This window comes from Lactiplantibacillus xiangfangensis (assembly GCF_001438845.1).
Taxonomy (GTDB): Bacteria; Bacillota; Bacilli; order Lactobacillales; family Lactobacillaceae; genus Lactiplantibacillus; species Lactiplantibacillus xiangfangensis.
In genome coordinates this window covers 18,936-43,960 of record NZ_JQCL01000051.1, presented here as the reverse complement: position 1 = coordinate 43,960, position 25,025 = coordinate 18,936, and the positions used below count along the sequence as shown (strand labels likewise).

Genomic DNA, 25,025 nt, shown 5'->3' with positions numbered 1-25,025 from the left:
CAAGGATTTAAAACTGACCGGGCAAAAATTGTCGCTGGTAAGCTTAGGCTGGATAAGCCACATGGCGTTAAGAATTGGTATGACATCAGGATTAGTAAACACGTTGATTTGTCAGGTGTACTGAAGGTGGTCAGTATTTACCGTGAAAATGGTAAATACTGGGCTAGTTTTCCCTTTGAAGTTAAGCTTGATGACAAGCCACAAACTGGTGATAATTCAGCCGTTGACGTGAACGTTGGTCATTTAAATTACACGGCTGGTGTTATTAACACCTTGCCGAAACGATTACGTAAGCTGTATCAGCGGATCAAATTCTACCAAAAGCAGTTAGCTCATAAGCGAGTCGTGAATGGGAATAATGCAACTAAGAGCGGTTGTTACATTGCAATGAGAGCCAAATTGCAGCGTGACTATCGTAGAGTTGCCAATATCCAACACGACATCATGCAAAAGTTTACGACACAGCTAGTCAACGATTACGACAAAATTGTGATTGAAGACTTGTCCGTTAAGGCGATGCAGATGAGTCACGTTGCTTCTAAAGGTTTGCAACGGTCAATGTTTGGCTACTTCCGGCAAATATTAAGCTATAAGTGTGACTGGTACGGTAAAGAGCTTATTCTGGCAGATCACCAATATCCTTCAACGCAGCGCTGTTCAAAGTGTGGTCATATCAAAGTTGGGGACGACAAAATCACTTTACAAGGTAATGAGAGACACTGTACTAAGCATAATGAATACGTTTGTTATAGCTGCGGTGCAGTGCTTGACCGTGATGAAAATGCTGTTGCCAACTTACTAGATTTAATCTAAAAAAACAATAATTTAACGGGGCCGGCTAAAGCCCTTAAGCTGTCATAGTTGGTCCATACGATTACTCCCTATGGAATATCGGAACACCGGCGTTATAACGGTAGCAAGCAAAAATCAAGAAAGGAAATATGTAATCTTTCTAAATGTAGAAATCAGTAATGTTTTTCTACATTTCTCCATATTTTGCATAGCAGGTCTTGCGATGCAAACGCTTAAAATCAACTGGCAACCCGATAAGGCGGCCACAACCCCAATTTATCAACAAATCACGAATTATTTTCAACGCCAGATTACCCGCGGTGACTGGCCAGTCGGCGCCAAACTACCTTCCCAACGGCATTTGGCTGAAGTCTTCGCTGTCAACCGGAGTACGTTAATTACCGCCCTCGACGAATTGATCGCCGTTGGCCTGATTACTAGTAATCCCGGTTCTGGCATGGTCGTTTCTGGGAACCACTGGTCAAGCTTACTAGCTGAGCACGTCAATTGGTCGCAATACGTTAAGGCGGGTCAGTTTAAACCCAACTCCCACGCACTACAAAAAATCAATCAGTTTGAAACTGACGCCGTGATTAGACTGAGCACCGGCGAACCAGCACCCGAACAGTTTCCCCAAGCACTATTTCAAAAAGCCTTCGACCACCTCGGGCACAACCTGACTAGTCTGAACTATACCGAACCAGCCGGGATTTTGGCTTTGCGGGAACAAATCGCGCGCCACTTACTCAAGGTTGGTATTCACACGCAGCCAGAAAATATCCTAATTACTTCTGGTTCGCTGCAGGCACTCCAACTCGTCTCGATGTCGCTATTTCCAACTAACGCAACTATTTATACCGAGGCACCAACCTACGTCAAATCGTTACACGTTTTTCAATCAGCACAAACTCACTTAACCGGCATTCCCATGGATAGTCAGGGGTTGGCTTATTGGCAAATGACGCCGCCAGCTAAGGACGAGCACGCCATCATTTATTCAATCCCAACGTTTAACAACCCGACCGGGATCGTGATGAGTGCAGAACGGCGGCAACAGACACTCCAATATGCTCAGGAACACCGTCTCCCCATCTTAGAAGACGCCGCTTATCAAGATGTCTGGTTCAATCAGCAGCCACCCCAGCCTTTAAAAGCGTTGGACACTACGGGTAACGTCATCTACTTCGGTAGCATCTCAAAGTCCTTGGCACCCGGGTTGCGTATCGGTTGGACGGTTGCGGCGAAACCCGTTATTGACCGGTTGACCGATGTGCGGATGCAAACCGATTACGGTGCCAGCTCACTGTCCCAACTCGTGCTTGCTGAAATTTTGGCCGACCCCGAGTACGATACTTACCAGGCACACTTTCGAACGGTCCTCGCGAAAAAAGCCGCGGCCGCACAAGCCATCTTGCACCGGTACTGGGATGACTTTGCAACTTGGCAAGCGCCAACCGGTGGCTTCTATTTATGGGTACGCTTAGACGATGCCATCAACATCCCCAAATTATTCGACCTAGCAACCGCGCAAAACGTCCTGTTTAATCCGGGCAGTATTTACGATTTTCAGCCGAACCAGTATATTCGGCTGAGCTTTTCTTACGAATCTTCAGCGCGGTTTGAACAGGGCATTCAAATTTTGACCAACCTGATTCATGAGCACTTTAACGTTTAAACTCAAGGCTAAAAGCATTAAATTAGGCACAATCGCTGTTATATCAAAGATAAAAAATAGGATGCTTCATCGCTCCGCCGGACAGAATCAGTGGGCTGTGGGGTCGGCTACAGCCAAGGTACGGGCTTCCGCCTCACTTGTAAGCCTAAAGCCCAAGTCTTCCAAGACGCCCCGCCATGTCGCCAGGCAGGATATGCAAGGCGACATGACCGACACTGCCCACTGATTCTACCGGCTACGCTAGGATTGGTTAAAAGCGAGCTAAATCAATTTCCATCGAAAGATCAACTTAGCTGGAGGTCGACCATGATAAATCTTCCGTGGCAGGTGAAATAATCTTACTATTGTTATTTCCATCAGTGGCGACCGGAATAGCTTGATTTTGTTAATCCAGTCATTGATACAACAGTAACTAATCCTTAAATTTAAGTTTTACCCTAACTGCATTAAAAGACGTCTGAAAGTTAATTTCAGGCGCTTTTTACTATTCTCAAGTTAACTATCTGTTTTAGTTTCGATTCCAAACAATCGAGTTTACTGTCCTTTCGACCTTACTAGCTTTAAGCTTAACAAACATCAAATAATTTATGAGAGCTTATCATTTTTATTCAGTCAAGATAAGGGCAGTGACTACCATCGACGCTTATATTAAAAGTCAGTCACATAAGGAGCGTACAGCATGCTTCAACGCATTTATAGCCAGTATAAAAACGTGGTCGCTTACCTTATTTTTGGTGGCCTAACTACCGCGATGAACTTTATTCTATTTGGCCTTCTGACCCTTCCCGCCATTAATTGTCCCTACTTGATCAGTAACGTACTTGCGTGGTTCGGTTCCATCTTATTCGCCTACACCACTAACCGTCGCTGGGTCTTCGACAGTCAGGCCAATACGTTTCAAGCACGCTTTCGCGAGGTCGTTAGTTTCTTCGGGTACCGCGTTCTTAGCTTGGGTGTTGATGAACTCATCATGTTTATCGGGATTAGCTTATTGGCTGGTAACGGCTTGATTGTTAAATTGATCGACCAAATCATTATCGTTTTGATTAACTGGATCTTCAGTAAATATTTCATTTTTAAAAATTAATATCGTTCTAAAAGGGAAGGTCTGGATCTATGAAAAAAATTTCAATTATCGTGCCGTGTTACAACGAGGAAGCTACCGTTCAACGGTTTTACGACGCCGTTCAAACCGTCTACCGTGAAAAGATTGCCCCCATTTGGCCGCCTTACCAACTGGAATACTGGTTCATCGACGACGGCTCAACGGATCGCACCTTAGTCCTTTTAGACCTGATTCAGCAACTTGATGCCGACCACGTTCACTTGCTCTCATTCTCACGCAACTTTGGTAAGGAGGCCGCCCTCTATGCCGGTCTCCAGCACGCGACCGGTGACCTAGTTGTCGTGATGGACGTGGACTTACAGGACCCACCGACTCTATTACCCCGGATGATATCCGGCATTCTCGAGGAGCGCTACGACGTGGTCGGTACCAAACGCGTCGATCGTAAGGGTGAACCGGTTATCCGTTCGGTTGCTGCCAACGCCTTTTACAAACTGATTAACCACATTTCAAAAACTAAGATTGAACCCAGTGCCCGTGACTACCGTATGATGACCCGTCAAGTAACCGATGCCATCCTAGCTTTGCCTGAATATAACCGGTTTTCTAAGGGAATGTTTGCCTGGGTCGGTTTCAAAACCAAATCCATCAGTTTCTACAATCGTAACCGGGTTGCCGGTAATACCCACTGGTCTTTTTGGGACTTAGTCAACTATTCACTGGATGGCATCATTAATTTTTCCGACAAGCCCTTAGCCGTCGCCTCATTCTTAGGCTTGGTAACCTTTGTCCTCGCTTTAATTGCAGCCATCTTCATTGTTGTCCGTGCCTTAATATTTGGCGACCCCACTGGCGGCTGGCCGTCCATGGTAACAATTATCCTGATGCTAGGTGGGCTTCAATTGTTTTGCCTTGGCATTGTTGGTAAATATATCGGCAAAATCTACTTGGAAACAAAACACCGGCCAGTCTACGTTAGCAAACTTGAACGTTAAAACTTACTTAAAAAAGCGTCAGAAAGCTTCAGTTCGTCGAAACTATGCTAAGCTATAAAGGATTTAAATCTATTAAACGATAAGGGGAATTATTATTATGGATGATACAAAAGCAACAGTTTTATCAATTTTACAAGACTTAACGGGGGAAGACGTTTCCGGTAATATGGACACCAACCTTTTTGATGAAGGTATTTTGGACTCCATGGGCTCCGTTCAACTCTTACTTGAATTACAAAATCAATTAGGAATTGAAGTCCCCGTTTCTGAATTCGAACGTTCAGAATGGGACACACCCGCTAAAATCGTTGCTAAAGTTGAAAGTATGGCTTAATCAACACCAAAAAATGGCGCCTCAGAATTTTCTGAGACGCCATTTTTTTGACTGCTAATCATTATAACTAAACGGGAAAACTAATCTTCGCAATCCCCAGATACCCGGCGTTCAACTGGTCGTGCTAACCAGATCAAACCGGCTAGTAAGATCAAGCTAATGGCCACCATCAAAGCACCGAAAATCGGTGTCCACGTTAAACCAAACCGGGTCGTGACCTGACCCCCGATTCCCGACCCTAGCGCAATTCCCACGTTAAACGCTGAGATATTTAACGCTGAAGCCATCGTAATATCTTGTGGCGTATGCACTTCTGCTAATTGCACAATGTAAAGTTGTAGCCCCGGTACGTTCATAAAGGCAAAGATACCCATGGCGAGGACCGTAAATAGGCCTAACCAGTGACTATGTGCCGTTACGGCTAAGACCAATAGCGTGATCAATAACCCGACAAACATCTTAAAGAGTGCCGTCAACGGGCGCTGGTTAGCCCACCGACCACCGAGCGTATTTCCTAAAGCAACCATCAAACCGTAAACGACTAAGATAACGACCACGGCGTTGGCGGACCACCCCATTGCTTGTTCCAACAACGGTGACAGGTACGTGTAAGCCACGAAGGTTCCACCGTACCCTAACGCAGTCACTAATAACGCCAATAACAATTGCGGATTCGTTAAGACCCGGATAATTCCCCGCGCCGTTGCTTTTGCAGGTAACGGTAAATTACGTGGAATCAACCAGTAGTCGGCCAACAATCCTAAGACCCCAATCCCACTAATGAAGATAAAGGACCACCGCCAGCCGCCCAGCTGACCAATCATCGTACCCAACGGCACACCGGTAACCGTTGCAACCGTCAAGCCAGTGAACATGACCGCGATTGCGGAGGCCCGTTTTTCCGGTGCAACCACGTCCGCCGCGATAACGGAAGCGACCGTCATAAAAATACCGTGCGCTAAGGCAGCAACGATGCGCCCTAACAATAAAATACTAAACGTTGGCGCGAGCGCTGCTAATAAATTACCAACAATAAATAGTCCCATGATTAGCATCATCAACCGGTGCCGGTTCAAGCGTCCGGTCAATAACGTCATGACGGGTGCCCCCACCATGATTCCTAAGGCGTAAACCGAAACGGTTAACCCCGCCTGGGCTAAGTTAATATGAAAGTGACTGACAAGTAGTGGCATTAAACCGACACTAATAAATTCCGTGGACCCGATGGCAAACGCGCTAATTGCGAGTGCTAACAGTGTCCAAGTTGGATTGATTTTTTGATTCATTTCTCTACATCTCCTTAACTTGCTAACGTGATAAATAATGATTATACTAGCAAGTAACTTAAGAACAAGTACCGACTTTAAAGTGGGATACCCACTAAAAAGTAAGTATGCATAAGGAGGCTAACTATGCCAGAAAAGACTTATCAAATTGGGGTTGAAGCGACCATGGAAGTGATTGGTGGCAAATGGAAATCCATCATCCTGTGCCATCTCCGTCTGAAGCCCATGCGCACCAGTGAGTTGGAACGGGCAATTCCCCAAATTTCTCAAAAAATGCTTGTCCAACAGTTGCGAGAACTGGAAGCCGCTAACATTGTTCAACGTCACGTTTACCAAGAAGTGCCGCCACGGGTCGACTACCGTTTGACCGATTACGGACACAGCTTGTCAGGCGTTCTGCACCAGCTTTGCGTTTGGGGCGAAGAAAACATTGATCGCCGCCGCGACCAGGGCGAAGCCATCACGTTATTACATCGTGACGACCTATAAAACAAACTAGCCTATTCACCGCTTCGTTGAACAGAACCGGTGTGCTATGAGGGACAGTCCCAGCCATGATGGTGGTGTTTGGGAAGTACTTTTGCTGGTCTTTACACCACGGAAAGTCCGAAATCGCATGTTATCAAGGCCAACTAAAACAGATGTAATGAATTTGTCAATATTATGTTTTATTTAGATTAGGTCATAGGTTATAAAGTAGTATAACTTCGTAATACATGTTATACTCAGTTACAAGAAAGGGGCGCTTAACATGATGGAAGTAAAAACAGTGAGTCGCGGTAACTCCTTAGCATTGAGCTTGCCAAAAGATAATCGTTTCAAAAAAGGTCAACGTTGGCTGTTAATCCCCTCCACAGATGGAGAATCATTCACTTTGGTTCCCAGAATGGAAAATCCATACCTTAAAACTAAAGGCTCAAAACCCATGACGGAAGAATGGTCTGACGTTAATTGGAGTGAAGTAGAGTAAAATGGCATATACTCCTAAGCAAAAAGACCTCATCTGGATAAATTTTGATCCGCAGCGTGGCCGAGAAATTAAAAAACACCGCCCTGCCCTTATACTCAGTAGTGACCTTTACAACAAGAATACTGGCTTTGTTATTGTCGCACCAATTACATCCACAATTAGAGATCTGCCAGGTTATCTAACCTTGGGTGACAATTACCAAACTCATGGTCAGGTTGTGGCTGCACAAATTTACTCATTTGATGCCTCACCCACTGCCAATCGTCAAATTGATTACATTGAGACCATGCGTGATGAAGATTTTTACCGGGCCGCACAGATTGTTTACTACAACTTCGATTTTCCGTTTTAAACTATTCAAAGACTTCAGTCACATCTACAAACCAATAAATACCATTTGAGAATACAGAAATCTAAAAAAATAAAAACAAGGTGTCACACAACTACTTACGTTGTGAAGTGAACCCCCAATGTTGGACAATAATCCAACATTGGGGGTTTTCTGATTACTACTTTGTAGCTCGATTTATTTTTTATACTTACGATTCCGGTCAGTACTCATGTTTAACCCCAGCCAGGCACTTCCAAACAGCCCGGCTGCAACGATCACACTAACCACCATCGGACTCAACGGTCGTGCGACATGATTATCCCGAACAACGTACCGCAAGTAATTTTGTGGTCGCCGAGTCAACGCACCCGTCGTTGGATTATAAAACGCTTTGACGGTCCCGTATTTAATAGTTTGATGGCCCACGTTGGTCACCGTCACTCGTAACGAGGATTGATTAGTGGTCACGTAACGCATCGTTCTCAGCTCACGGGGCGTGCCCACTTTGCTCACTAACAGCCGGTTACCCGCCTCGATCTGAATCGCCACCACCCCCGTTTGTGGTCGGATGGGCGATAAATCTAATTGATTGCTAGGACCAGCCGTTTGGATCGTCTGGGTCACCGCCTGTTCAGGTTTCAAGCGCTGCGTCATGTTCTCAACGTAATGACCATTCCCCTGAATAGCGACCGTCGTTTGCGCAAGTTGCACCCGCCGACTCGTCTGCCACAGACTAACCCCACTAAACACAGCTAAGCCACCAAAAATCATCAACACTGGCCAATAACCGCGGGCATTCAGCGTCCATTGTGCCCGTTCGCTCATGCCAATAGTCCCTAATAAGGCGAGTCCCGGTAACAACGGTAACGCATACCGCGGCTCCGCCTCCCAGAAAAAGACGTGAAAGGCCGTCAATCCTAAAATCGTCAACGCAATCAGTAACATGCCATGACGATCCACGCGTGCCGTCAACAAAGCAAGCACGGCTTCAATCAAAAGCGTTAAGTAGCCCGCCTGTGTCATCAGTACTAACCAGAATTGGACTTGCCGCTGATGAGTGACGTAAAAACGTGGCGCTCGGATCCACTGGGTTGTCAATTTAAAACTGTCAAAATCACCAGTGGCCCAAAAGACCCGCATTTTTTTCGTTAGGTGGCCCACAAATCCAGTCACACCCAGTTGTCTAACGCGCTGAGTGATCATTGTTTTGGCCCGCCGTTGCTTGGCCGCCGCCGTGGGTTGTTGGTTGACCGATTCAAAATCAGCGTGGACATACTGTCCGCTATACTTAGGATTCAAGCTCATTGCAATCCAACTGGTTGCGGGTAATTGTGAATTAGCATCCGCATGAAATCCCGCTTGTTGCCGCCACACGCTGAACAAACTAAACACAACACCTAGGGTCACGGCAGTGCTCAATAGCCAACCGCTAACCGTTTGCCAAGTCACCCGGTGTTGAAGGCCTAAAACTAGGCTCGTTAAGATAAAGGCAATTTCAAAAACCACCAGGTTCGATTTCATTGCGACCCCGATTGCTAGCAACCATTCGCCGGCAATCACGCCACCCCATTTTTGCCAACCAGAACGTGTCAGTGCCCAAGTTAACACTGCTAACACATCAATGACTAATGGCATGACTAGCGCGTCGGTGTACGCGTACAACGCGTAAGCATAGACTGGCGGGCTCACCAACCAAACGATGAGTAATCCCAGCATTACGGTGCGGCCACAGTGCCAACGTTTTAATAAGTAGTAGCCGCTTACTAACGCCGTATCAATCCATAAAAAGCGCAGCCCGTTCAACACGACCCACGGACTCGCAATAACTGAAGTAATCGTTTTTATCAGACTAGCTTCCAGCAACGTAAAATTGACGTTATTAGGATAAATCAAAAAATAGTGCAACCAGTGGTGCTGGCCTTGAACTAACGCTAACGCCTGCGTTCGGACATAAAAAGCGTCGGCGCGGCTAACATCAATAAAACTGCACGCCACGACTAACTGGATAACAACCAGCAACGCTACTAAGCTCCACATCACGCGTTGAACGGTCTGCGGTGACCAACGCCGAATCCATCCCTGGCTGCCATTAATTAGTAGGAGCAACGTTAAGGTCAAACAGCCCACCACGACGGGTGAGGCTAGGTCCGGGTCACCTAAAAAATTAACGGGCTGCAACCAAGCCACCAACCCGGCCCAGCCTGATACCCCCGCAGCTAGCCAATTAATTCCCTTTAAAATACGATTCATGGCTGAATTTTCTTAGTTAATACCGCGGGTTGCTGCGTCGCAGTATAATCATCCGTTTCGATAATATAGCGTGGCCGGTGCTTCACTTCAGCAAAAATTTTGCCGACGTATTCCCCGACAATGCTAATGCCAATCAGTTGCACGCCCCCTAGGAACCATAAACTAGTCATCAAGGACGCCCAACCATCGACCGTGTTTCCAAGTAGATGTTGAACCAACGCAAAAATCATCATTAGCAGACTCACGCCGCTAATGACCACGCCAATTGAAAGAATCGCTTTGATTGGGGCGATTGAAAACGACGTGATGCCATTCATCGCAAAACTAATCATTTTCTTTAACGGGTACTTGGACTCACCCGCCAGCCGCGGTTTGCGTTGGTAATACAGCTTAGTCGTTGGAAAACCCAATTGTGGGACGATTCCCCGCAGAAATAAGTTGGTTTCGGAATAAGTCATCAAGGCCGTGACCGCCCGTTGGCTTAACAACCGAAAATCAGCGTGGTCGGGCACCAGCTGGACGCCAATTTTACGCATGACGGTATAAAAAGTCTCCGCCGTCCACCGTTTGAACCGCGAATCACTAGACCGGTCATTGCGGACCCCTAAAACAACGTCACTCCCAGCCTTGAAGCGGGCCACCATCTCCGGAATCACCGTTGGATCATCTTGTAAATCGGCATCAATGGTAATCACGGCGTCTGAAGTCTCCCCCGCAACTTTCATCCCCGCCATTAACGCATTTTGATGCCCAAAATTTCGACTAAATTTCAGACCGCAATAAAGTGCCGATTGCTGTTCTAGGCCTTTAATAAGTGCCCAGGTTTGATCGGCGCTGCCATCATCCACAAATAACACGCAACTGTCCCGATTAAGTTGGTTACTTTGAATCATTTTCTGTAAGATCTCCCCTAATACTTTAGCGGAGGTCGGCAACATTTCTTCTTCGTTGTAGCAGGGTACAATAATCGTTAAACGTGGCTGTTGCATCGTAACGACCCCTTTCTTGTCCCATAAACCTAACTCACTTTAGACTAACTCAAGATTAGTATAGAAAACCACAAATTGAAAAACTAGTCATTGCGCCTACATATTTTCTGAAAAAATCTCAGAAAACGTTTAGTTAATCATAATGGCTGATTTAACGCGGGTTCGCTAAAATGGAACTATTATGATAGTTGAAATATCAAACGGATTCCTACTTCAAGCAACGATAAAAACCGCTATACTGAAAATAAAAAGACATGAAAGTGACATTTAACCCATGGCAAAAATACTGCTTGTCGACGACGAAGCTAGTGTCATCGACTTTTTGGAACAAGAACTAACCTTTGAAGATTATCACGTTGTTACGGCAATGGATGGTCACGAAGCTTTACAGACGTACCAAGATCAAAAATCCGATTTAGACCTCATTATTTTGGACTGGATGCTTCCTAAAATGGACGGCTTGGAAGTTCTGCGGCGAATTCGTAAACACGATGACATCCCCGTCATTATGATGACTGCCCGTGATTACGTGGGCGACAAGGTGGCAGGCCTAGATGGTGGCGCTGACGATTACATCACCAAGCCGTTTGACACCGAAGAACTATTAGCCCGTATCCGTGTGATTCTTCGTCACGAGCAACGTGCGAAGACCCCGCAAAAGGTCTACCAATTTGCCGATTTGGCACTTGATACTAAGTCCCGGCAAGTTCAACGTAACCACCGCTCAATTCAACTGACCCAGCGAGAATACGATTTATTATTAGTCTTACTCAAAAATGCACCCACTACCTTAACCCGTGACGAGTTATTGGACCAAGTCTGGGGCGTTGACTTTGAAGGCCAACCCAACATCGTTGACGTTTACGTGCGCTATTTACGTCAAAAGGTAGATACGGAACAGGAACGCAAATTAATCCATACCGTTCGTGGGATTGGCTATTGTTTGCGAGATGACGCCAATGCTTAAACTCATCCGGGGACATTCCAACACCGCTGAAATCACGCGAACTTTCACGATAATGATGCTAATTATTATTTTTATTACCGGCTTGTCGGTTTCTACCGTCATTGGCCTGCGTCTAACCCGTAACCGTGTTGAGGACGCGCACACACTCATGAAAAGCTTAAAACGTTCAGTCACGGATGACGACCCTGATTGGAATCAGTGGAGCTTAAGAAGTCCAATTAACACAAAGGATACGTACGTCCAGGTAGAAACGGCCGCACCAAAACGCGCCGCCCACATTTACTACTCGCCAAAAACCAAATCTTTTTTAAAAGCTAGTGAAACCGCGGTACCAGGCTTTCCATCCGTTCGCTACCGCCACGGATATGGTCTGTTTTACCATCTAGTTTCCGATAAACACACAATCAATTACGAGACTTGGACGAGTTTAAATTCGGTGCTTCACATTTTCCGCCTAATTTTGGAAGACATGTTACTGGTGCTACTTATTTGTAGCGTGTTAGGCTACTTTGTGATGGGATGGTTGGCTAAACACCTTAACCGGCCACTTGCAAACTTGACTCAAGCCGCCCAACAAATCAACCACGCCGACAACATTTCTTACCACGAAGCCTTGCCGGTACCACTACATCCTGATGAAGTTCACGAATTAGGACTAGAAATCAACGACTTACTACGGTCTCTGAATGAGCAGGTTCTCCGTGACCACCAGTTCGTTTCCGACGCGTCCCACGAGCTCCGTACCCCGTTAACGGCTATCCGGGGGCACGTGAGTCTTATCAAGCGCCGGGGACAGCAACATCCTGAAGTCGTTCCCCGCTCATTAAGCTTTATTGATCACGAGTCGGCGCGCATGCAAACCCTTGTGGAAAGCCTGTTACGTTTATCCAGAATGGACCACGTCGACCTCACTGGTGACTTTTACGACGCAACCCAATTAATTCAATCAACGATTACTAATTACCAAGATGAGCTACCACAGCCCATCACGTTGAACTTACCGAAGCAGCCCGTTTCAGTTTATGTCAATGCGGATAGTCTGCAACAGATTCTCATTGCGTTACTGAGCAATGCTAGCAAATATTCGCCCACCGACGCTCCCATAACGGTCTCCCTGACCGTGGTTGACAGTCATCCAACCATTAAAGTAGCTGATGGTGGTCTTGGCATTCCAAATGAGAATAAGTCTCACATTTTTGAACGCTTCTATCGCGTCGATCAAGCCCGCTCCCAAAAGATTCCCGGAAACGGACTAGGACTATCCATTGTCAGCCGTTTAGTTGATTTGAACCACGCCACCATCGCGGTAAGTGACAATTATCCCCGTGGCACCGTCTTTACCATTCAACTCGCCACGACACCGCCAGCTGACGCTTAACATTTTAGACACTTGTGATTATTTCCAGGTGTCTTTAATTTTCCCTTATTTCATGGCGGTTCTTTCAGTTAGCTTTCTTAGCTACCCAAAAGCCATGATAATTATTATTTTTATATCAAATTAACCCTCATCAACAAGGTATCGGAGTTGAGAATTGATGTTGAAATCATTACAACAACGCGACTGGCTACGACCACTCTGTGCTGCGCTACTTGCCATAATGACCGTGACCATTATTTTTACTGCTGAAGGCATTACGCCGTTTGGTAATCATAATTTATTAATCAGCGATATGGGGGGCCAATACCTGTCCTTCTTCACCGCCTACCGTCACGCTCTGCTAGAGCACAATTTCCAATTATATTCATTTTCACAGTCACTAGGCGGTAGTGCCGTTCCCACCATCGCTTACTACCTGATGAGTCCGTTCAACCTGATTATTTTGCTATTTCCCGCCACGGCGCTACCAACCGGACTCAGCATACTTATCATAATTAAGATTGCGGCCATTGCGGGAACGACTACCCTCTTCTTACAGCGGCACTACCGAACAACGAGCTGGGCCGCGTGCCTCTTTGGCCTCGCATTCAGTCTGTCCGGCTTTGTTGCCCTGAACTACTTCACGATTATGTGGTTAGACGCACTAATCTGGCTGCCATTAATTTTGATTGGCTTAGAGCACTTGATCATGACTGGTCACGCCGCCATGTTTTTCTGGTGGTTGTGGATCAGCATCATCACGAACTATTACCTCGGCTACATGACGTGCCTATTTGTTATCTGCTACTTCGCATACTTACTATTTGAAATGAAGGCCCCTGGCACTTCACTGTGGCAAGTCCTGAAACAACGTGCCCACTTGATTCGACGAGTCGTTGTGACCGCGCTTTTGAGCGGAATCAGCACCCTCTTCTTACTGATTCCGACACTGCTAGGCATGCTACAGACCGCTAAGTCCACGGTTGAAAAATCAAGCTACTACCCCACGCCACAATTCGGATTGAGTGTCCTGAGTCAGTTTGGTCTGGGCGCGAATAACTACGCAACTCGGCTTGAACACGACCCGACCTTATTCAGTACAACGTTCGTGGTCTTACTAGTCCTAGTCTTCTTTGTACATCCCCAAGTTAAGCGGGCCCATAAAGCCCACGTGCTTGCGCTACTACTGATCTTATTTCTAAGCATGGCCATTCGTACCCTTGACACCGCCTGGCACATGTTCCAACGGCCAGCGGGATTTCCATACCGCGAAGCCTTCTTCTTTAGTTTTGTCATGGTAATGGTCGCGTTTGAAGCCTGGCAAGCCGGCGCTAAAAAGATTGAACGCAAATGGCAATGGGGCCTCCCACTAATCCTGATGGGGGCGTTAGTCATCGGGTGGCGACATCAGCTGCCTTCAACGTCATCAGTGTCTAAGCAGACCCTGATGATTAGCCTGTGCTTTGTCATCGTGACCGCTCTAATTTTATTTACCACTCGGCACCTCGTCCGAGCCGGCTTACTGACCGGTGTTGTCACCGCAGAACTAGTCGGTAACGGCATTTTAACCATGCAAAAATCACCGTTCGGTAACCAAGCCGTCTTTCAACGGGCTTACCAATCAGAATACCGACAAATGCAGGCAGTCAACGATCCCGACGGTCAACTTTACCGGGTTGAAAATCGCAATACGCTTATTAACAAAGCCTATAATTACAATAGTCAGTACCGTAACTATAACGACCCCATGTTATTTAACTTTCATGATATTACCTACTACAGTTCCACCTTCAACAACCAGACTAGGTTGATGCTTAAATCACTTGGCTTTTTCAGCAAAAACGCCCGCCGAGTCAGCTCGGAAGGTCTCAACCGGGTCAGCGCCATGCTGCTAGGCGTCAAGTACAGCGTGATGCTCAATACGACCGGTGAGGCCTCAACCAAGACGTTGGCCAGTCACGCTGGCATGGGCTTCGCCGTTCCGACTGATCTGACGACCTTATCGCTGCATGCCGATAGTGCAATCGTCAATCAAGAGGCAATCTTGCAACGCTTACGTCCGAGTGCCACACCGTACTTTGCCAACGCTACAATCGTGAAGCAGCTGGTTAAACACAACAAAACGGCTAAAGAATATCCTTATAGCCATACCCTGTGGCTCAAGGCCAACCATACCGGTAACTTATATTATGATGATCCTTCAGCATCCAGCAAGTACACGACGATGCGCGTGAATGGGCAACTGGTCAAAACTAAATTCAATGCTAATGGCGGCGTGGTTCTACGTAACCTAGGCTTCTTTAACAAGGGCAGCCTCGTTAAATTAACCGTCAAAACGACCCACGCTAAGCTCACTAACCGACTTCATCTGGCTAGTTTGGATCAGGCTGCCTTCAGAACAATTTATCATGGTTTACAAGGAAGTGCCTTTATTCCTGAATACCACGCGTCCGGCCTAAACACCGTCGTTTCGGGTCACATGACTAACGATAACCACCGACAATGGCTGTACGTGGCCATCCCCGCTGACACCGGCTGGCACGTGACGGTTAACGGGCACGACGTGACTCGCAAAGAGAAGACGGTCCTTGGTGGCATGCAGGCCATTCCAATTCAGCCTGGAAAAAATCAAGTCAAAATGGTCTATCACGTCCCCGGTGGTCACCTCGGCGCACTAATCTCACTATTCAGTTTAGCGAGCTTTAGTGGCATCACTTGGTGGTGGCGACGAGACCGGCAAGCTTAACGATAACCAACTAAAAATTAGCCGCTCCGTCGGGTAGCCTTGCGTGCTATCGGTCGTGAAGGTGGCGTTGAGGTGGTGATTTTCCACATCTACACCACGGACAGTCCGGGACAATTGCGTTTTTTGCAAGTGTTTCGGGCGAGGATTAAGACCGCTCCTCAGGCTTAACCCGGTCCCACGACCGCATGTCATCAGTGGCAACCGGAATAACTAATCCTTAAATTTATGTTTCAAACTTCAGTACCCACGCAAAAAGCACCGCAAAATCGACATGATTTTGCGGTGCTTTGTTTAGTCTAATCTTTAACTAGTAAGCGATCTTTTGGACGTGTTCAGCAATATTGGCAATCCGTGGGAAGCCAGTAAAGCCGTGTTGCCCGTGTCCCCAAGTAAGAACGACGAGGATGTACCGTTGCCCATTTGGCATGGTGACAATTCCGGCGTCGCCGTTGTTATCATCCAAGAAGCCAACTTTATCTCTGACAACCGTGCCCTTGTTAGCCCGCGTCACACCGGTTGGAATCCCGCGACGGTAAACTTGGCGCTTCATCAGGCTCAAGATAAAGGCCCGGTCCTTCTTATTCGTGAAGGCCTTTTTCCCGTATTGTAGGTCTTTTAAGACTTTGACCAAACTGTTAGCCGTCGTCACAGTATTACGATTTGAACTAAATGGTGTGCCGTAATACCCTTGTGAAGCCAACCAGCGGTTAACGTTAGTCCGACCATACTTGTTCAAGATGCTGACCGGGTAATCATTGGCTGAGTCCACGATCATCCGTGTCATCCCAGCCCGGTTAGCCTTAGTCCATGAGAACTGATGTTGTTTCTTTAAGTTCATCAAGTACGCTGCAATGTAGAGCTTATAAGTGCTAGCAGAAGTGGTGACGTGGTTGCCACGGGAATTAACCGCTAGCTTACCACTCTTATAAAGTGAGGCGTGTTTCGCTTTAGCCGCTTTACTCCCCTTTACTGGAGTTAAGTTATAATAAGCAACTTCAGCTGTCTTATCCTTAGTGACAGAGGTTAAGTACTTCTTGATCTTCTTCTTCAAAGCTGTTCGGTGCTTAGCAACGTCGTAGTAAGTACCCTTCTTTAGATCCTTATGCCAGACCCAGCCCTTAGTCTTGCCACTAGTGACGTAGTAGTACGAGTAGGCTTTACCCTTTTGGTAATACATCCGTTTTTTAGTGGCTTTATAAGTCTTAGTCTTGCTAAGAGACTTGCCCTTAGTCCAAGTCATCGCCGATTTCTTACCGGATAATTGGTAAATCTTTTGGGTTGGTGCTTTGGCCTTCTTGAATTGCTTAGCTTTAATGTAATTTTTAGCTTTGATCTTCTTAGTCGCCGTAACTTGATAATTACGACCCGCCTTTAAACTACTTTGTAATACCCAGCCATTTGCACCGTTCTTAGCGTTTTTAACGTATAAGTAACGAGCCGTTTGACCGTCTGGCGTCGTAATATCCGTTTGAGCAGTAGCCGTCCAAGTCGTTTTCGTGTAGTTCTTTAAATTGTGATTTGACCGCATCTTGACTTGGTCGTTGCTACCTGACAAGACGTAGGTCTCACCCTTAGTCCCGTAATAGGCTGTCGCTGGCATTGAGACCGTTGCCGTTCTTGTTGTGACTTCAGTTGGTGTTGATGCTTGACTACTACTCTGACTGTCCGTATTCGGTGTCGTCGCAGCGCTTGCTAACGTAGGTGCTAACAAGGTCAAGCCACCAATAACGGTTGCAAGACCGAGCGTCAATCCCCGATCTCCCTGAGCAAAACTCATGATGATTCCCCTTTTCATTTATCAATCTAAAACCTGTTTGACTGACTATAATTATAGGTTAATTAATTAATAAATGAAACGGATATTTTTTATTTTATATTCGAATAACAACTGCTTTTCTACCGTCTATATTGGCGCACAAAAAACGGCTGCGACCGATAGCCGCAACCGCTCTGTTATGCCTGATAATCAAATGCGTCACTACGCTGTGATTTTAGCCAACAATTGTTCCGCATCAACGAGCACCTGTTTCGGGTCCTCACGCGCGTCCCTTAAAGTGCCCAGTGGCTGGAGTTTCATTGCGGCAAACTCAACGTGCCGGGACTGAAAATCACGGTGAAAAGGCACCAGTTCTTTGGCGGGAATCGCCTGACAAACTGCCGCTGGAGACGGGTAAGTGTTCATGACGGTATAAATTGCTGGGTTGGTTGCAGTGTACTCCATGCTAAATTGCAACGTTCCTAGATCTTCAAATAGTTGCTGATTCAAGTCAATATTTTCCGAGTAGGTTAAAATAATTTCATCTGCTAGTGGTAGCCAACAATGGTTTAAGAGCCAAGTATAGTTCGTATATGTCGGTCCAGATGATTTCAAATCAATTAATAAATCGTCAGTTTTAACAAATTGTAAGTCCATCCAAAAGTTTTCTAATTGGTCAGTCGATTTTAATTCTGATTGCCATTGATGTTGTCGCTTGGCTGGTATCACCTGAGTCCACGTTGCGACGTCGTAGTCACAATGAACGATGGTGACAGATCTGCCCTGATCACACAGAACGTTTGCCAGTGCGAGTGTTAATAAACTCTTACCACTCGCCGTTTGCGTACCACCAATGAGCAGTGTACGCGGTTCTTTTCTCAAATTAATTACCCCAAATTTCTTTTTGAATTACCCACAGCATACCCGGTGATGCAACTAAAAGCTAGCCACTTACCGTCCCTTAACGGGGTTGAAAAATAATTAATGAGAACTCGCTGATAATTTTGTTGGCAAATTAAATCTGTGGTTAAATATTGGACGTTCACTCACAAAAGTGAACTAACAACCCGGCTGCCAACAAGTTAAATTGTCACGCGACTCATTTATGTAGGACGTGTACAATTAAAACTGACACTATTAATTTCAACAAAGGTTAGTTTATCAACCGTTAAATGAATTTTTACTAACAATTTGTGTTTTAATGGTTAACTAACTAATTGGATTTCAATCTCATGGCCAAGGTTGGAATTAATGAAACCGTTGTCAATACTGCTATATTGGCGCTGCCTCTTCTTAAACCAGACAATTTTTCATTTAAATTGGTCCCACAGCTACTAATTTGAAGTGTCAATTCTTGACTAACTTTTAGGGCAAATAAAAAGATCACCCGAAACTTAATTTCAGACGATCGATTAATATTTAAATACCAACCAAAGGCGACATCGTGTTTGGTTTGATTGCGTTAAGCTCATGATTAATAAACCAGCTAATGTGCAAGGATTCTCTCACTGTTTTGCGGCAACGTCAGTAAACGTGGCTTGCCGAAGTAATAACCTTGTTTGACTTCGATCCCAATTTTTTTACTCAATTGATTGTCCGCTTGCGTTTCAATGCCTTCCAAAACTAAGCGCACGCCATATTCAGCACTAATTGCCCGCCAAAAATGAACGCGACGTTGCATTTCTGGTTCTTGAAAATCTTGTTTGAAGTTTTGTAGCGCAAATTTAATTTCACTTGCATAGGGAAGTAACTCCCGAATTTCAGTAAAGTAGTTTTCCCCGCTACCAACGTCATCCAACGAGACTTCCATGCCATTTTGCAAAAAAGTTTTAATGTGTTTTAGCACCGAATCGGTACAGTACGTTTGGGTACTCTCATCTTCAGTTAATTCAACAACCAGCTTAGTCGGATAAAGTTGCTCCTGACACTTAACGAGTGCATTTGCGATTGTTGTAGTCATTAACTGCTGGCGACTAATGTTCACCGAGCATTGTTCAACTTTCGGGGCTAGCACCCTTGTCGTCACGACTAATAATTTGGCAAAGACTTCTGGATCAATGTCATCAAATGAATCCGGTAGCCGCCAACCTTGGGCCGTTTTTTGCCGAATCAAAAGTTCAAAACCACTAATCATTTTCGTTTGTGTATCAATTTGTGGTTGCACAAAGAAGCGATAAACTGGTTCCATATGAATCCCCCCGCTCACAAACTTGTTTTCACTAAAAAAGATTAATATAGTGTGCTAATTTAGTGCGTAAATACAATTAAACGTATAGACTTGACTATATAGTAATCTTATCTGTAAATTAATTAAAGGGGCATTTTTATGAAAGTTATCGTCATTGGTTGTACGCACGCGGGAATTGCCGCCATCAAGCAGATCTTAATCAATTATCCAACGGCTGAAATCACCGTCTATGAACGTCAAGAGAATATTTCTTACCTCTCTTGTGCCACATACTTACATATAGAGGGGACCGTAAAAAGTCTGGATGAGACTTTTTACGCTGAACCAGACGAATTTGTGAAACAAGGCGTCAACATGCGTATCAGGCACGATGTCATTAAAATCGATGCTGCGACACACACACTACTAGTCCAAAACTTAATCACCAAAGAATTTTTCAACGACACTTACAACAAATTAATCATGGCAGCTGGCTCAACCACCGCTATTCCAGCAATTACGGGTATTGAGAACCCTAGGGTACTGCTCTGTAAAACTTATGATCAAGCCCACGACCTTTGCCAAAAAACGGTGTCACAACGACGGATTGGGATTTTAGGTGGCGGCCGAATTGGGATTGAACTGGCAGAAGGCTATGCCAAAAGTGGCCATGCAGTCACCCTATTCCAGCGACCTAAATACTTACTCGATAAATACGTCGAACCGAATTTATCGTTAGCGACCGCTAAACTGCTCACGAAACACGGAATTAAAGTGTTGACCAATACAACGGTCACAAGTTTTGATGAAGACCCAGATGGTAGTTTAGTCATTGCGACTCAGGATGACCGTTACCACGTCGACATGGCAGCGGTTAGTGCCGGCATGTTACCTAACACTAAGCTACTTAAAGGCCAAATTGAGACCACGCCCGATGGTGCAATCATTACGGATGACTACATGTACACCTCCGATGAAGCTATTCTGGCCGCTGGAGATGTGGCGGCCGTTCGCTTAAACATCACCGATCAAAATACCTATTTGCCCTTAGCCTCACAAGCCGTTCGTCAAGGCACACTTGCTGGAATGAACGTTGGTGAACGCCGCGTTCGGACGCTGGGCTCTCAGCTCACTTCCGGCATGTTAGTCTTTGGTCACACCATTGCTGAAGCCGGGCTGACTTTAGAAGCAGCCAAAGCGGCCCACTTAAACGCTGCAACCGCACACTATGAAGGTCCTTACCGGCCAAACTTTATGCCGGACGCCTACGAAGTCAACATTAATCTGGTTTATGACCGTAATAATCGTCGGGTACTCGGTGTACAACTGATGAGCCAACACGACGTCTCCCAATCAGCCAACGTGGTCTCTATGTTGATTCAAAACCACGGTACCATTGATCAGTTAGCCATGGTTGACATGTTATTCTCACTTAATTTCAACAATCCCTTTGACTATTTGAATTTAGTGGGCCAAATTGCTGTAACACAAGAAAACGGCTATGCTCGTAGCTAAAAGCATGTTTCGACCATAATAATCGAAAAAAGTCTGTTCAGAAGTATTTCTGAACGGACTTTTTTAGTCTTGTAACAGCTATTTGCGAAGAACTTGTTTCACAAACCAGCTTAACGCTACCGGGCAGCTAACGCCTTAATTGGGTTAGCGCGTGCAGCGCGCCGGGCTGGTAAAATCGCGGCCAACCACGCAATGACAATTGCCAAAATAAAAATCATCCCAATACTTTGCAGATGAATCTGAACTAGCGGGTACCCCGCAATCTTATACAGCCAATGGTTGAGCACAGCTCCGAATCCGTAAGTCAAACTGGTCGCTAAGACCGCACTCAGGCCGCCTAACATCAACGCTTCACTGGTAAATAGCCGCCGAATATCGCGGCGACTCTCACCAAGCGAACGTAGAACCCCGATTTCCTTCATCCGCGCGCTGACAGACATGAACATCGTGACAATGATCATCAGTGCCGACACAATCAGCGAAATACCAGCAATGGCCGCAAGTACCGTCGTCGCGATTCCTACGTACGTGTTGACACGGTCTAAGGTCGTTGAAATACTGTTGGCGGAAAATTGTTGGCGGCCATTCACTTTCAACTGGTTGATTTCATCCACGACTGCTTCATTTTGGTCACGCATTGACACCCGTACCGTTGCGAAGGTCGGCTGCTTCGACGTCCCGGCCCCCTGCGCCATCGCTTGCATGGTCGCATAGTTGACGGCATTTAGGCTCGCACCCGACGGACTATCCACAATGCCGGAAACCGTCAGTTGCCGTTTCACCGTGACCGGTTTGCCCTTCGCGTTAGCCGTCTGATAGGATACGGTCACCGTACGACCAACCAAGTCCCGCCAATTCGTTGCGGACCATTTTTGGGCAATCGTCCGCTTATCCAAAACAATTTGATTATTCCCAGAAGGACGGTGACCCACTTTCAAGCTTGAGTTGGGGTCCGTGCTAGTCCAGGTCGTCAATTCTGGCGCTGAATACCGGTCATTGCCCACCATCACGGTCGCATTCGTCGCAGAAATTCCGGGTTCAACGTCAATCACGTGGTGCAGTTCCCGCAAGGTCTGTAATTGCTTTTGCGAAAAGGTCTTCATGTGCGAGGCAATCGTCCCCGCAAGTGCCGGGTCAACTGCGACTGACTGTTCCTCTTGGTCCTTACCGTTGCTACTATAGCGCATGACCGTGATCGATTGCGGATCAACCACGTTATTGATTTGATGATTAATATACCCCCGAATTCCATTGCCAAGACCGGTAAAAAGCATCACCGCAAATAAACCGATAGCGGTTCCTAGCACGATTAAGCTGTTCCAGCTCCAAGTAAAACGCATGTGCCGAAATGCCGTCGCAAACGACACGTGCCATGGCAAAGGTCGGGCAGCAATCGTTTGCTGTGGCGTTTCGGCTGGATCTTGCGCTGGGGTTGCGGGGCGTAAAACGTGTTCGTTCTTAATTTGGCCGTTAACCAAGTGTTCCACGCGGTTAGCCGCTTGGGCGACTTTCTCAGAATGCGTCACGCAAATGACCATCCGCCCATCCGTGGCAATTTTTTGTAAGATGCGCATCACTTCGGCCGTATTTTCAGCATCGAGGGCGCCGGTTGGTTCGTCCGCCACGACAATCGGCGGGTTACCGGCAAGGGCCCGAGCGATGGCAACCCGCTGTTGCTGTCCACCAGAAAGCTGATTGGGATATTTCTTGACCTGGTCCGCTAACCCCACCTGTCTTAATAACTCGTGCGCCCGGCGCAGTCGTGCTGCACGCCCTAATTTTGTCATATCCAAAGCCAGCATCACGTTTTCTAGGACGTTCAAATGTTGGATTAAATTATAACTTTGTGAAACATAGCCAATCGTTTCACGACGGTAGCGGTCTAGTTGGCGTTCCCGTAAGTGATCCAACGTCTGTCCGTGGACGGTAACCGTCCCATCAAAGTTGCGATCCAGCCCGCTAATAATATTCATCAGGGTGGTCTTGCCCCCGCCAGATTCCCCTAAAATTGCGACAAATTCACCTAGCTCAACTGATAAATTAATGCCTTTCAAAACCGGAAAGGCCTGCTTACCAATGTAGTAACTTTTGCGGACATCCTGAACTTCCAAATAAGCCATACCGTTGCCCCCATTTTCCTATACCAATTCTGTCTAAGCTTAGCACCCACTAGCTTAGACGGGGGAATTGACCCGTTGGTACCGCATGTTTACTTATTTAGTAGTGCGTAAATTGGTTTATGAGCATTAACAAGGCATTAGCGGCTATTAAGGAAGCTCATTCTGTCATAGCTGATTTCAAGTCATTTAAATCAATTCCCACTAATCGATTGATCCGACCTAATCATCAAATGACTAATTAATGCGGCAATTTGTGCCTGTGACAACCCCTGTTGTTGTCGTTGATAGGCATAGCTGTCACTTTTTAGCATCGCAAGGACCATGTCAGCTCTAAAAGTGAGTTCGGTCGCACTGATTTCACCGCTAATAGGAAACAAAATGCGTTTGAATAGCTCGACCAACTGTTGGTACAACGGACTCTGATAATAAGTCGCCATCACAGTTGGACCTGTCTCAACCGCCGTTAACAATTGTATGCGCCGCTCACGAAAAGCCAAGTATTGCGCTAACACCTGCTGAAATTGAATCACCGGTTTAGCCGTCGTTTGAGCCAGATACTGTTGACTCGTTGTAATAAACTGGCGAATAAAGTCCAATGACAAGGCCAGGCATAATTCGCTCTTATTGGGATAGTTACGATAAAGCGTTCCCGTACCAATCTGTGCTGTGCTGGCGATATCCTTCATGCTCACCGCGCTGACTGAGCGCTGTTGAAATAATTTAGCCGCCGTCGCCAAGATTTTGGCTCGATTTTCTACTGCATCTTTACGCATCTTGACACCCACCTCACGTTTCGCTCTCAGCTTACGCTAACTAAACTCGCTTGACAAGTGGAGCACACTCCACTTATAATCAATTTACTTTTACTCTTTGAAGAAGGTCAACTAAATGCTCATTTTCGCCTATGGTTTAATTATTGGTATTTTTGTCAGTTTAATCGGTGGCGGTGGCGCAGCTTTATACCTCGGCGTCCTCACCAGCCAAATTGGCTTAACGACCGCAGTAGCAGTGCCGACTTCCTTATTGGTAGCCCTTCCCGCATTGTTTTTCGGTTTTCTGACCCAAATGCGTATCAAGAATGTCAACTTTCATGTGGGCAATCAAATGATTCTAGCAGCTGTTCCTGGCATATTGGTAGGAACCATCAGTGCGCAATTCATCCCACAAAAGTTATATAACTGGATTGTTGGCATCATCTTTATCGTGATGGGTGGCATGGTATTACTTAAAGCCATTCGGCGTCAAAAGAAATCCCGTAAAACGGCTCAACAAATTTGGATTGCCCGTGGTTTCGGCCTACTCAGTGGGCTAATGGTTGGTATCGGCGGCTTAAGTGGTGGTGCGACAACGGCGGCTGGGCTCACCATTTTAGGGTTAACCGCAGTCGAAGCTGCCGGCACTGCCACCTACGTGCTAACAACGATGTCGGCAATTAGTCTAATCGGACACCTATTCACCAGTACTTTTGCTTGGCAAGCTGGTTGGTTATTGATGATTGGTGCCATTATCGGTGCAGTCATAACACCCCTTGTGATTCGCCGATTAGATTTAGACAAAGTCAATCGGGTCCTAACACCATTTCTCGGTTTACTGATCATTTACTTTGGCGTCAAAATGTTTATTTAGCACGCCGGTTTAAATCTCAGACCTTTCAACCCATAACTATAATTAACTAAAGATTGAAAGTGCTAAAACTAGTTCAATCGTTG

At 46.2% G+C, this 25,025-nt stretch carries 21 protein-coding genes; 13 read left to right on the top strand and 8 right to left on the bottom strand.

Annotated features, from left to right (window positions below):
* The 5 genes from IV64_RS04175 to dltC form a co-directional block, all read left to right on the top strand.
* Positions 1–813, top strand: an 813-nt coding sequence (locus IV64_RS04175) for an RNA-guided endonuclease InsQ/TnpB family protein (protein ID WP_237757310.1), incomplete at its 5' end; no start/stop codon positions are given.
* A 202-nt stretch (positions 814–1,015) separates the two neighbouring features.
* Complete coding sequence (locus IV64_RS04170) at positions 1,016–2,467, top strand: aminotransferase-like domain-containing protein (protein ID WP_057705891.1); 1,452 nt, start codon at positions 1,016–1,018, stop codon at positions 2,465–2,467.
* Positions 2,468–3,146: 679 nt separating this feature from the next.
* Entirely contained in the window at positions 3,147–3,554 is a 408-nt protein-coding gene (locus tag IV64_RS04160) for a GtrA family protein (RefSeq protein ID WP_057705889.1), read from the top strand.
* Positions 3,555–3,583: 29 nt separating this feature from the next.
* Positions 3,584–4,528: a glycosyltransferase family 2 protein gene (locus IV64_RS04155; RefSeq protein WP_057705888.1), complete on the top strand. Its 945-nt coding sequence runs from the start codon at positions 3,584–3,586 to the stop codon at positions 4,526–4,528.
* Between the two features lie 91 nt (positions 4,529–4,619).
* Positions 4,620–4,862 carry a D-alanine--poly(phosphoribitol) ligase subunit DltC gene (dltC, locus tag IV64_RS04150; RefSeq protein WP_157061028.1) on the top strand — a complete coding sequence of 81 codons (243 nt, stop codon included), beginning with the start codon at positions 4,620–4,622 and terminating at the stop codon, positions 4,860–4,862.
* 80 nt (positions 4,863–4,942) lie between these two features.
* Here dltC and IV64_RS04145 read toward each other — a convergent pair whose 3' ends face one another.
* Positions 4,943–6,148 carry an MFS transporter gene (locus tag IV64_RS04145; RefSeq protein WP_057705886.1) on the bottom strand — a complete coding sequence of 402 codons (1,206 nt, stop codon included), beginning with the start codon at positions 6,146–6,148 and terminating at the stop codon, positions 4,943–4,945.
* A 126-nt stretch (positions 6,149–6,274) separates the two neighbouring features.
* Between IV64_RS04145 and IV64_RS04140 the strand changes: the two genes are divergently transcribed.
* From IV64_RS04140 to IV64_RS04130, 3 genes are all read left to right on the top strand, one after another.
* Entirely contained in the window at positions 6,275–6,637 is a 363-nt protein-coding gene (locus IV64_RS04140; RefSeq protein WP_057705885.1) for a winged helix-turn-helix transcriptional regulator, read from the top strand.
* Positions 6,638–6,899: 262 nt separating this feature from the next.
* The gene (gene mazE / locus IV64_RS04135) at positions 6,900–7,118 is read left to right on the top strand and encodes a type II toxin-antitoxin system PemI/MazE family antitoxin (protein ID WP_057705884.1); all 219 of its coding nucleotides are present in this window, start codon (positions 6,900–6,902) and stop codon (positions 7,116–7,118) included.
* Between the two features lies 1 nt (position 7,119).
* A complete protein-coding gene (locus tag IV64_RS04130) occupies positions 7,120–7,470 on the top strand; it encodes a type II toxin-antitoxin system PemK/MazF family toxin (RefSeq protein WP_057705883.1) in 351 nt (116 codons plus the stop codon).
* A 174-nt stretch (positions 7,471–7,644) separates the two neighbouring features.
* On the opposite strand, the gene IV64_RS04125 is transcribed toward IV64_RS04130, so the two are convergent.
* Both IV64_RS04125 and IV64_RS04120 read right to left on the bottom strand, forming a co-directional pair.
* The gene (locus IV64_RS04125) at positions 7,645–9,699 is read right to left on the bottom strand and encodes a hypothetical protein (RefSeq protein ID WP_057705882.1); all 2,055 of its coding nucleotides are present in this window, start codon (positions 9,697–9,699) and stop codon (positions 7,645–7,647) included.
* Positions 9,696–10,688: a glycosyltransferase family 2 protein gene (locus IV64_RS04120; RefSeq protein ID WP_057705881.1), complete on the bottom strand. Its 993-nt coding sequence runs from the start codon at positions 10,686–10,688 to the stop codon at positions 9,696–9,698. The genes IV64_RS04125 and IV64_RS04120 overlap by 4 nt, the downstream gene beginning before the upstream one ends.
* A gap of 274 nt (positions 10,689–10,962) precedes the next feature.
* Here IV64_RS04120 and IV64_RS04115 point away from each other — a divergent pair, with 274 nt between their 5' ends.
* From IV64_RS04115 to IV64_RS04105, 3 genes are all read left to right on the top strand, one after another.
* On the top strand, positions 10,963–11,655 hold the full coding sequence (locus IV64_RS04115) for a response regulator transcription factor (protein WP_057705880.1): 693 nt from the start codon (positions 10,963–10,965) through the stop codon (positions 11,653–11,655).
* A 148-nt stretch (positions 11,656–11,803) separates the two neighbouring features.
* Positions 11,804–13,033 (top strand): HAMP domain-containing sensor histidine kinase, encoded by a 1,230-nt coding sequence (locus IV64_RS04110; protein ID WP_237757309.1) that lies wholly within the window; start codon positions 11,804–11,806, stop codon positions 13,031–13,033.
* A 157-nt stretch (positions 13,034–13,190) separates the two neighbouring features.
* Positions 13,191–15,758, top strand: a complete 2,568-nt coding sequence (locus tag IV64_RS04105) for a YfhO family protein (RefSeq protein ID WP_057705878.1) — start codon at positions 13,191–13,193, stop codon at positions 15,756–15,758.
* Positions 15,759–16,065: 307 nt separating this feature from the next.
* Here IV64_RS04105 and IV64_RS04100 read toward each other — a convergent pair whose 3' ends face one another.
* From IV64_RS04100 to IV64_RS04090, 3 genes are all read right to left on the bottom strand, one after another.
* Complete coding sequence (locus IV64_RS04100; protein WP_057705877.1) at positions 16,066–17,535, bottom strand: serine hydrolase; 1,470 nt, start codon at positions 17,533–17,535, stop codon at positions 16,066–16,068.
* A 201-nt stretch (positions 17,536–17,736) separates the two neighbouring features.
* Positions 17,737–18,396: a P-loop NTPase family protein gene (locus tag IV64_RS04095; protein ID WP_057705876.1), complete on the bottom strand. Its 660-nt coding sequence runs from the start codon at positions 18,394–18,396 to the stop codon at positions 17,737–17,739.
* A gap of 604 nt (positions 18,397–19,000) precedes the next feature.
* Positions 19,001–19,702, bottom strand: coding sequence for an EAL domain-containing protein (locus IV64_RS04090; RefSeq protein ID WP_057705875.1), 702 nt, complete (start codon positions 19,700–19,702; stop codon positions 19,001–19,003).
* A 138-nt stretch (positions 19,703–19,840) separates the two neighbouring features.
* Between IV64_RS04090 and IV64_RS04085 the strand changes: the two genes are divergently transcribed.
* Positions 19,841–21,196: an FAD-dependent oxidoreductase gene (locus tag IV64_RS04085; RefSeq protein WP_057705874.1), complete on the top strand. Its 1,356-nt coding sequence runs from the start codon at positions 19,841–19,843 to the stop codon at positions 21,194–21,196.
* Between the two features lie 116 nt (positions 21,197–21,312).
* Here IV64_RS04085 and IV64_RS04080 read toward each other — a convergent pair whose 3' ends face one another.
* Together IV64_RS04080 and IV64_RS04075 are read right to left on the bottom strand one after the other, a co-directional pair.
* Positions 21,313–23,316 carry an ABC transporter ATP-binding protein/permease gene (locus IV64_RS04080; protein ID WP_057705873.1) on the bottom strand — a complete coding sequence of 668 codons (2,004 nt, stop codon included), beginning with the start codon at positions 23,314–23,316 and terminating at the stop codon, positions 21,313–21,315.
* 191 nt (positions 23,317–23,507) lie between these two features.
* Positions 23,508–24,089 carry a TetR/AcrR family transcriptional regulator gene (locus tag IV64_RS04075; protein ID WP_083491565.1) on the bottom strand — a complete coding sequence of 194 codons (582 nt, stop codon included), beginning with the start codon at positions 24,087–24,089 and terminating at the stop codon, positions 23,508–23,510.
* A gap of 115 nt (positions 24,090–24,204) precedes the next feature.
* On the opposite strand from IV64_RS04075, the gene IV64_RS04070 reads away from it, so the two are divergent.
* Positions 24,205–24,942, top strand: coding sequence for a sulfite exporter TauE/SafE family protein (locus tag IV64_RS04070; RefSeq protein ID WP_083491564.1), 738 nt, complete (start codon positions 24,205–24,207; stop codon positions 24,940–24,942).
* The last annotated feature ends 83 nt before the right edge of the window (positions 24,943–25,025 follow it).

Bases quoted from the DNA above. Each gene is read 5' to 3' on its own strand.
- IV64_RS04170 (WP_057705891.1), top strand. From the start codon at position 1,016: ATGCAAACGCTTAAAATCAACTGGCAACCCGATAAGGCGGCCACAACC.
- IV64_RS04140 (WP_057705885.1), top strand. From the start codon at position 6,275: ATGCCAGAAAAGACTTATCAAATTGGGGTTGAAGCGACCATGGAAGTG.
- IV64_RS04130 (WP_057705883.1), top strand. From the start codon at position 7,120: ATGGCATATACTCCTAAGCAAAAAGACCTCATCTGGATAAATTTTGAT.
- IV64_RS04075 (WP_083491565.1), bottom strand. From the start codon at position 24,089: ATGCGTAAAGATGCAGTAGAAAATCGAGCCAAAATCTTGGCGACGGCG.
- IV64_RS04105 (WP_057705878.1), top strand. From the start codon at position 13,191: ATGTTGAAATCATTACAACAACGCGACTGGCTACGACCACTCTGTGCT.
- IV64_RS04085 (WP_057705874.1), top strand. From the start codon at position 19,841: ATGAAAGTTATCGTCATTGGTTGTACGCACGCGGGAATTGCCGCCATC.
- IV64_RS04090 (WP_057705875.1), bottom strand. From the start codon at position 19,702: ATGGAACCAGTTTATCGCTTCTTTGTGCAACCACAAATTGATACACAA.
- IV64_RS04110 (WP_237757309.1), top strand. From the start codon at position 11,804: ATGAAAAGCTTAAAACGTTCAGTCACGGATGACGACCCTGATTGGAAT.
- IV64_RS04115 (WP_057705880.1), top strand. From the start codon at position 10,963: ATGGCAAAAATACTGCTTGTCGACGACGAAGCTAGTGTCATCGACTTT.
- IV64_RS04120 (WP_057705881.1), bottom strand. From the start codon at position 10,688: ATGCAACAGCCACGTTTAACGATTATTGTACCCTGCTACAACGAAGAA.
- mazE (WP_057705884.1), top strand. From the start codon at position 6,900: ATGATGGAAGTAAAAACAGTGAGTCGCGGTAACTCCTTAGCATTGAGC.
- IV64_RS04145 (WP_057705886.1), bottom strand. From the start codon at position 6,148: ATGAATCAAAAAATCAATCCAACTTGGACACTGTTAGCACTCGCAATT.
- IV64_RS04155 (WP_057705888.1), top strand. From the start codon at position 3,584: ATGAAAAAAATTTCAATTATCGTGCCGTGTTACAACGAGGAAGCTACC.
- IV64_RS04100 (WP_057705877.1), bottom strand. From the start codon at position 17,535: ATGAGTTTTGCTCAGGGAGATCGGGGATTGACGCTCGGTCTTGCAACC.
- IV64_RS04070 (WP_083491564.1), top strand. From the start codon at position 24,205: ATGCTCATTTTCGCCTATGGTTTAATTATTGGTATTTTTGTCAGTTTA.
- IV64_RS04080 (WP_057705873.1), bottom strand. From the start codon at position 23,316: ATGGCTTATTTGGAAGTTCAGGATGTCCGCAAAAGTTACTACATTGGT.
- IV64_RS04160 (WP_057705889.1), top strand. From the start codon at position 3,147: ATGCTTCAACGCATTTATAGCCAGTATAAAAACGTGGTCGCTTACCTT.
- IV64_RS04125 (WP_057705882.1), bottom strand. From the start codon at position 9,699: ATGAATCGTATTTTAAAGGGAATTAATTGGCTAGCTGCGGGGGTATCA.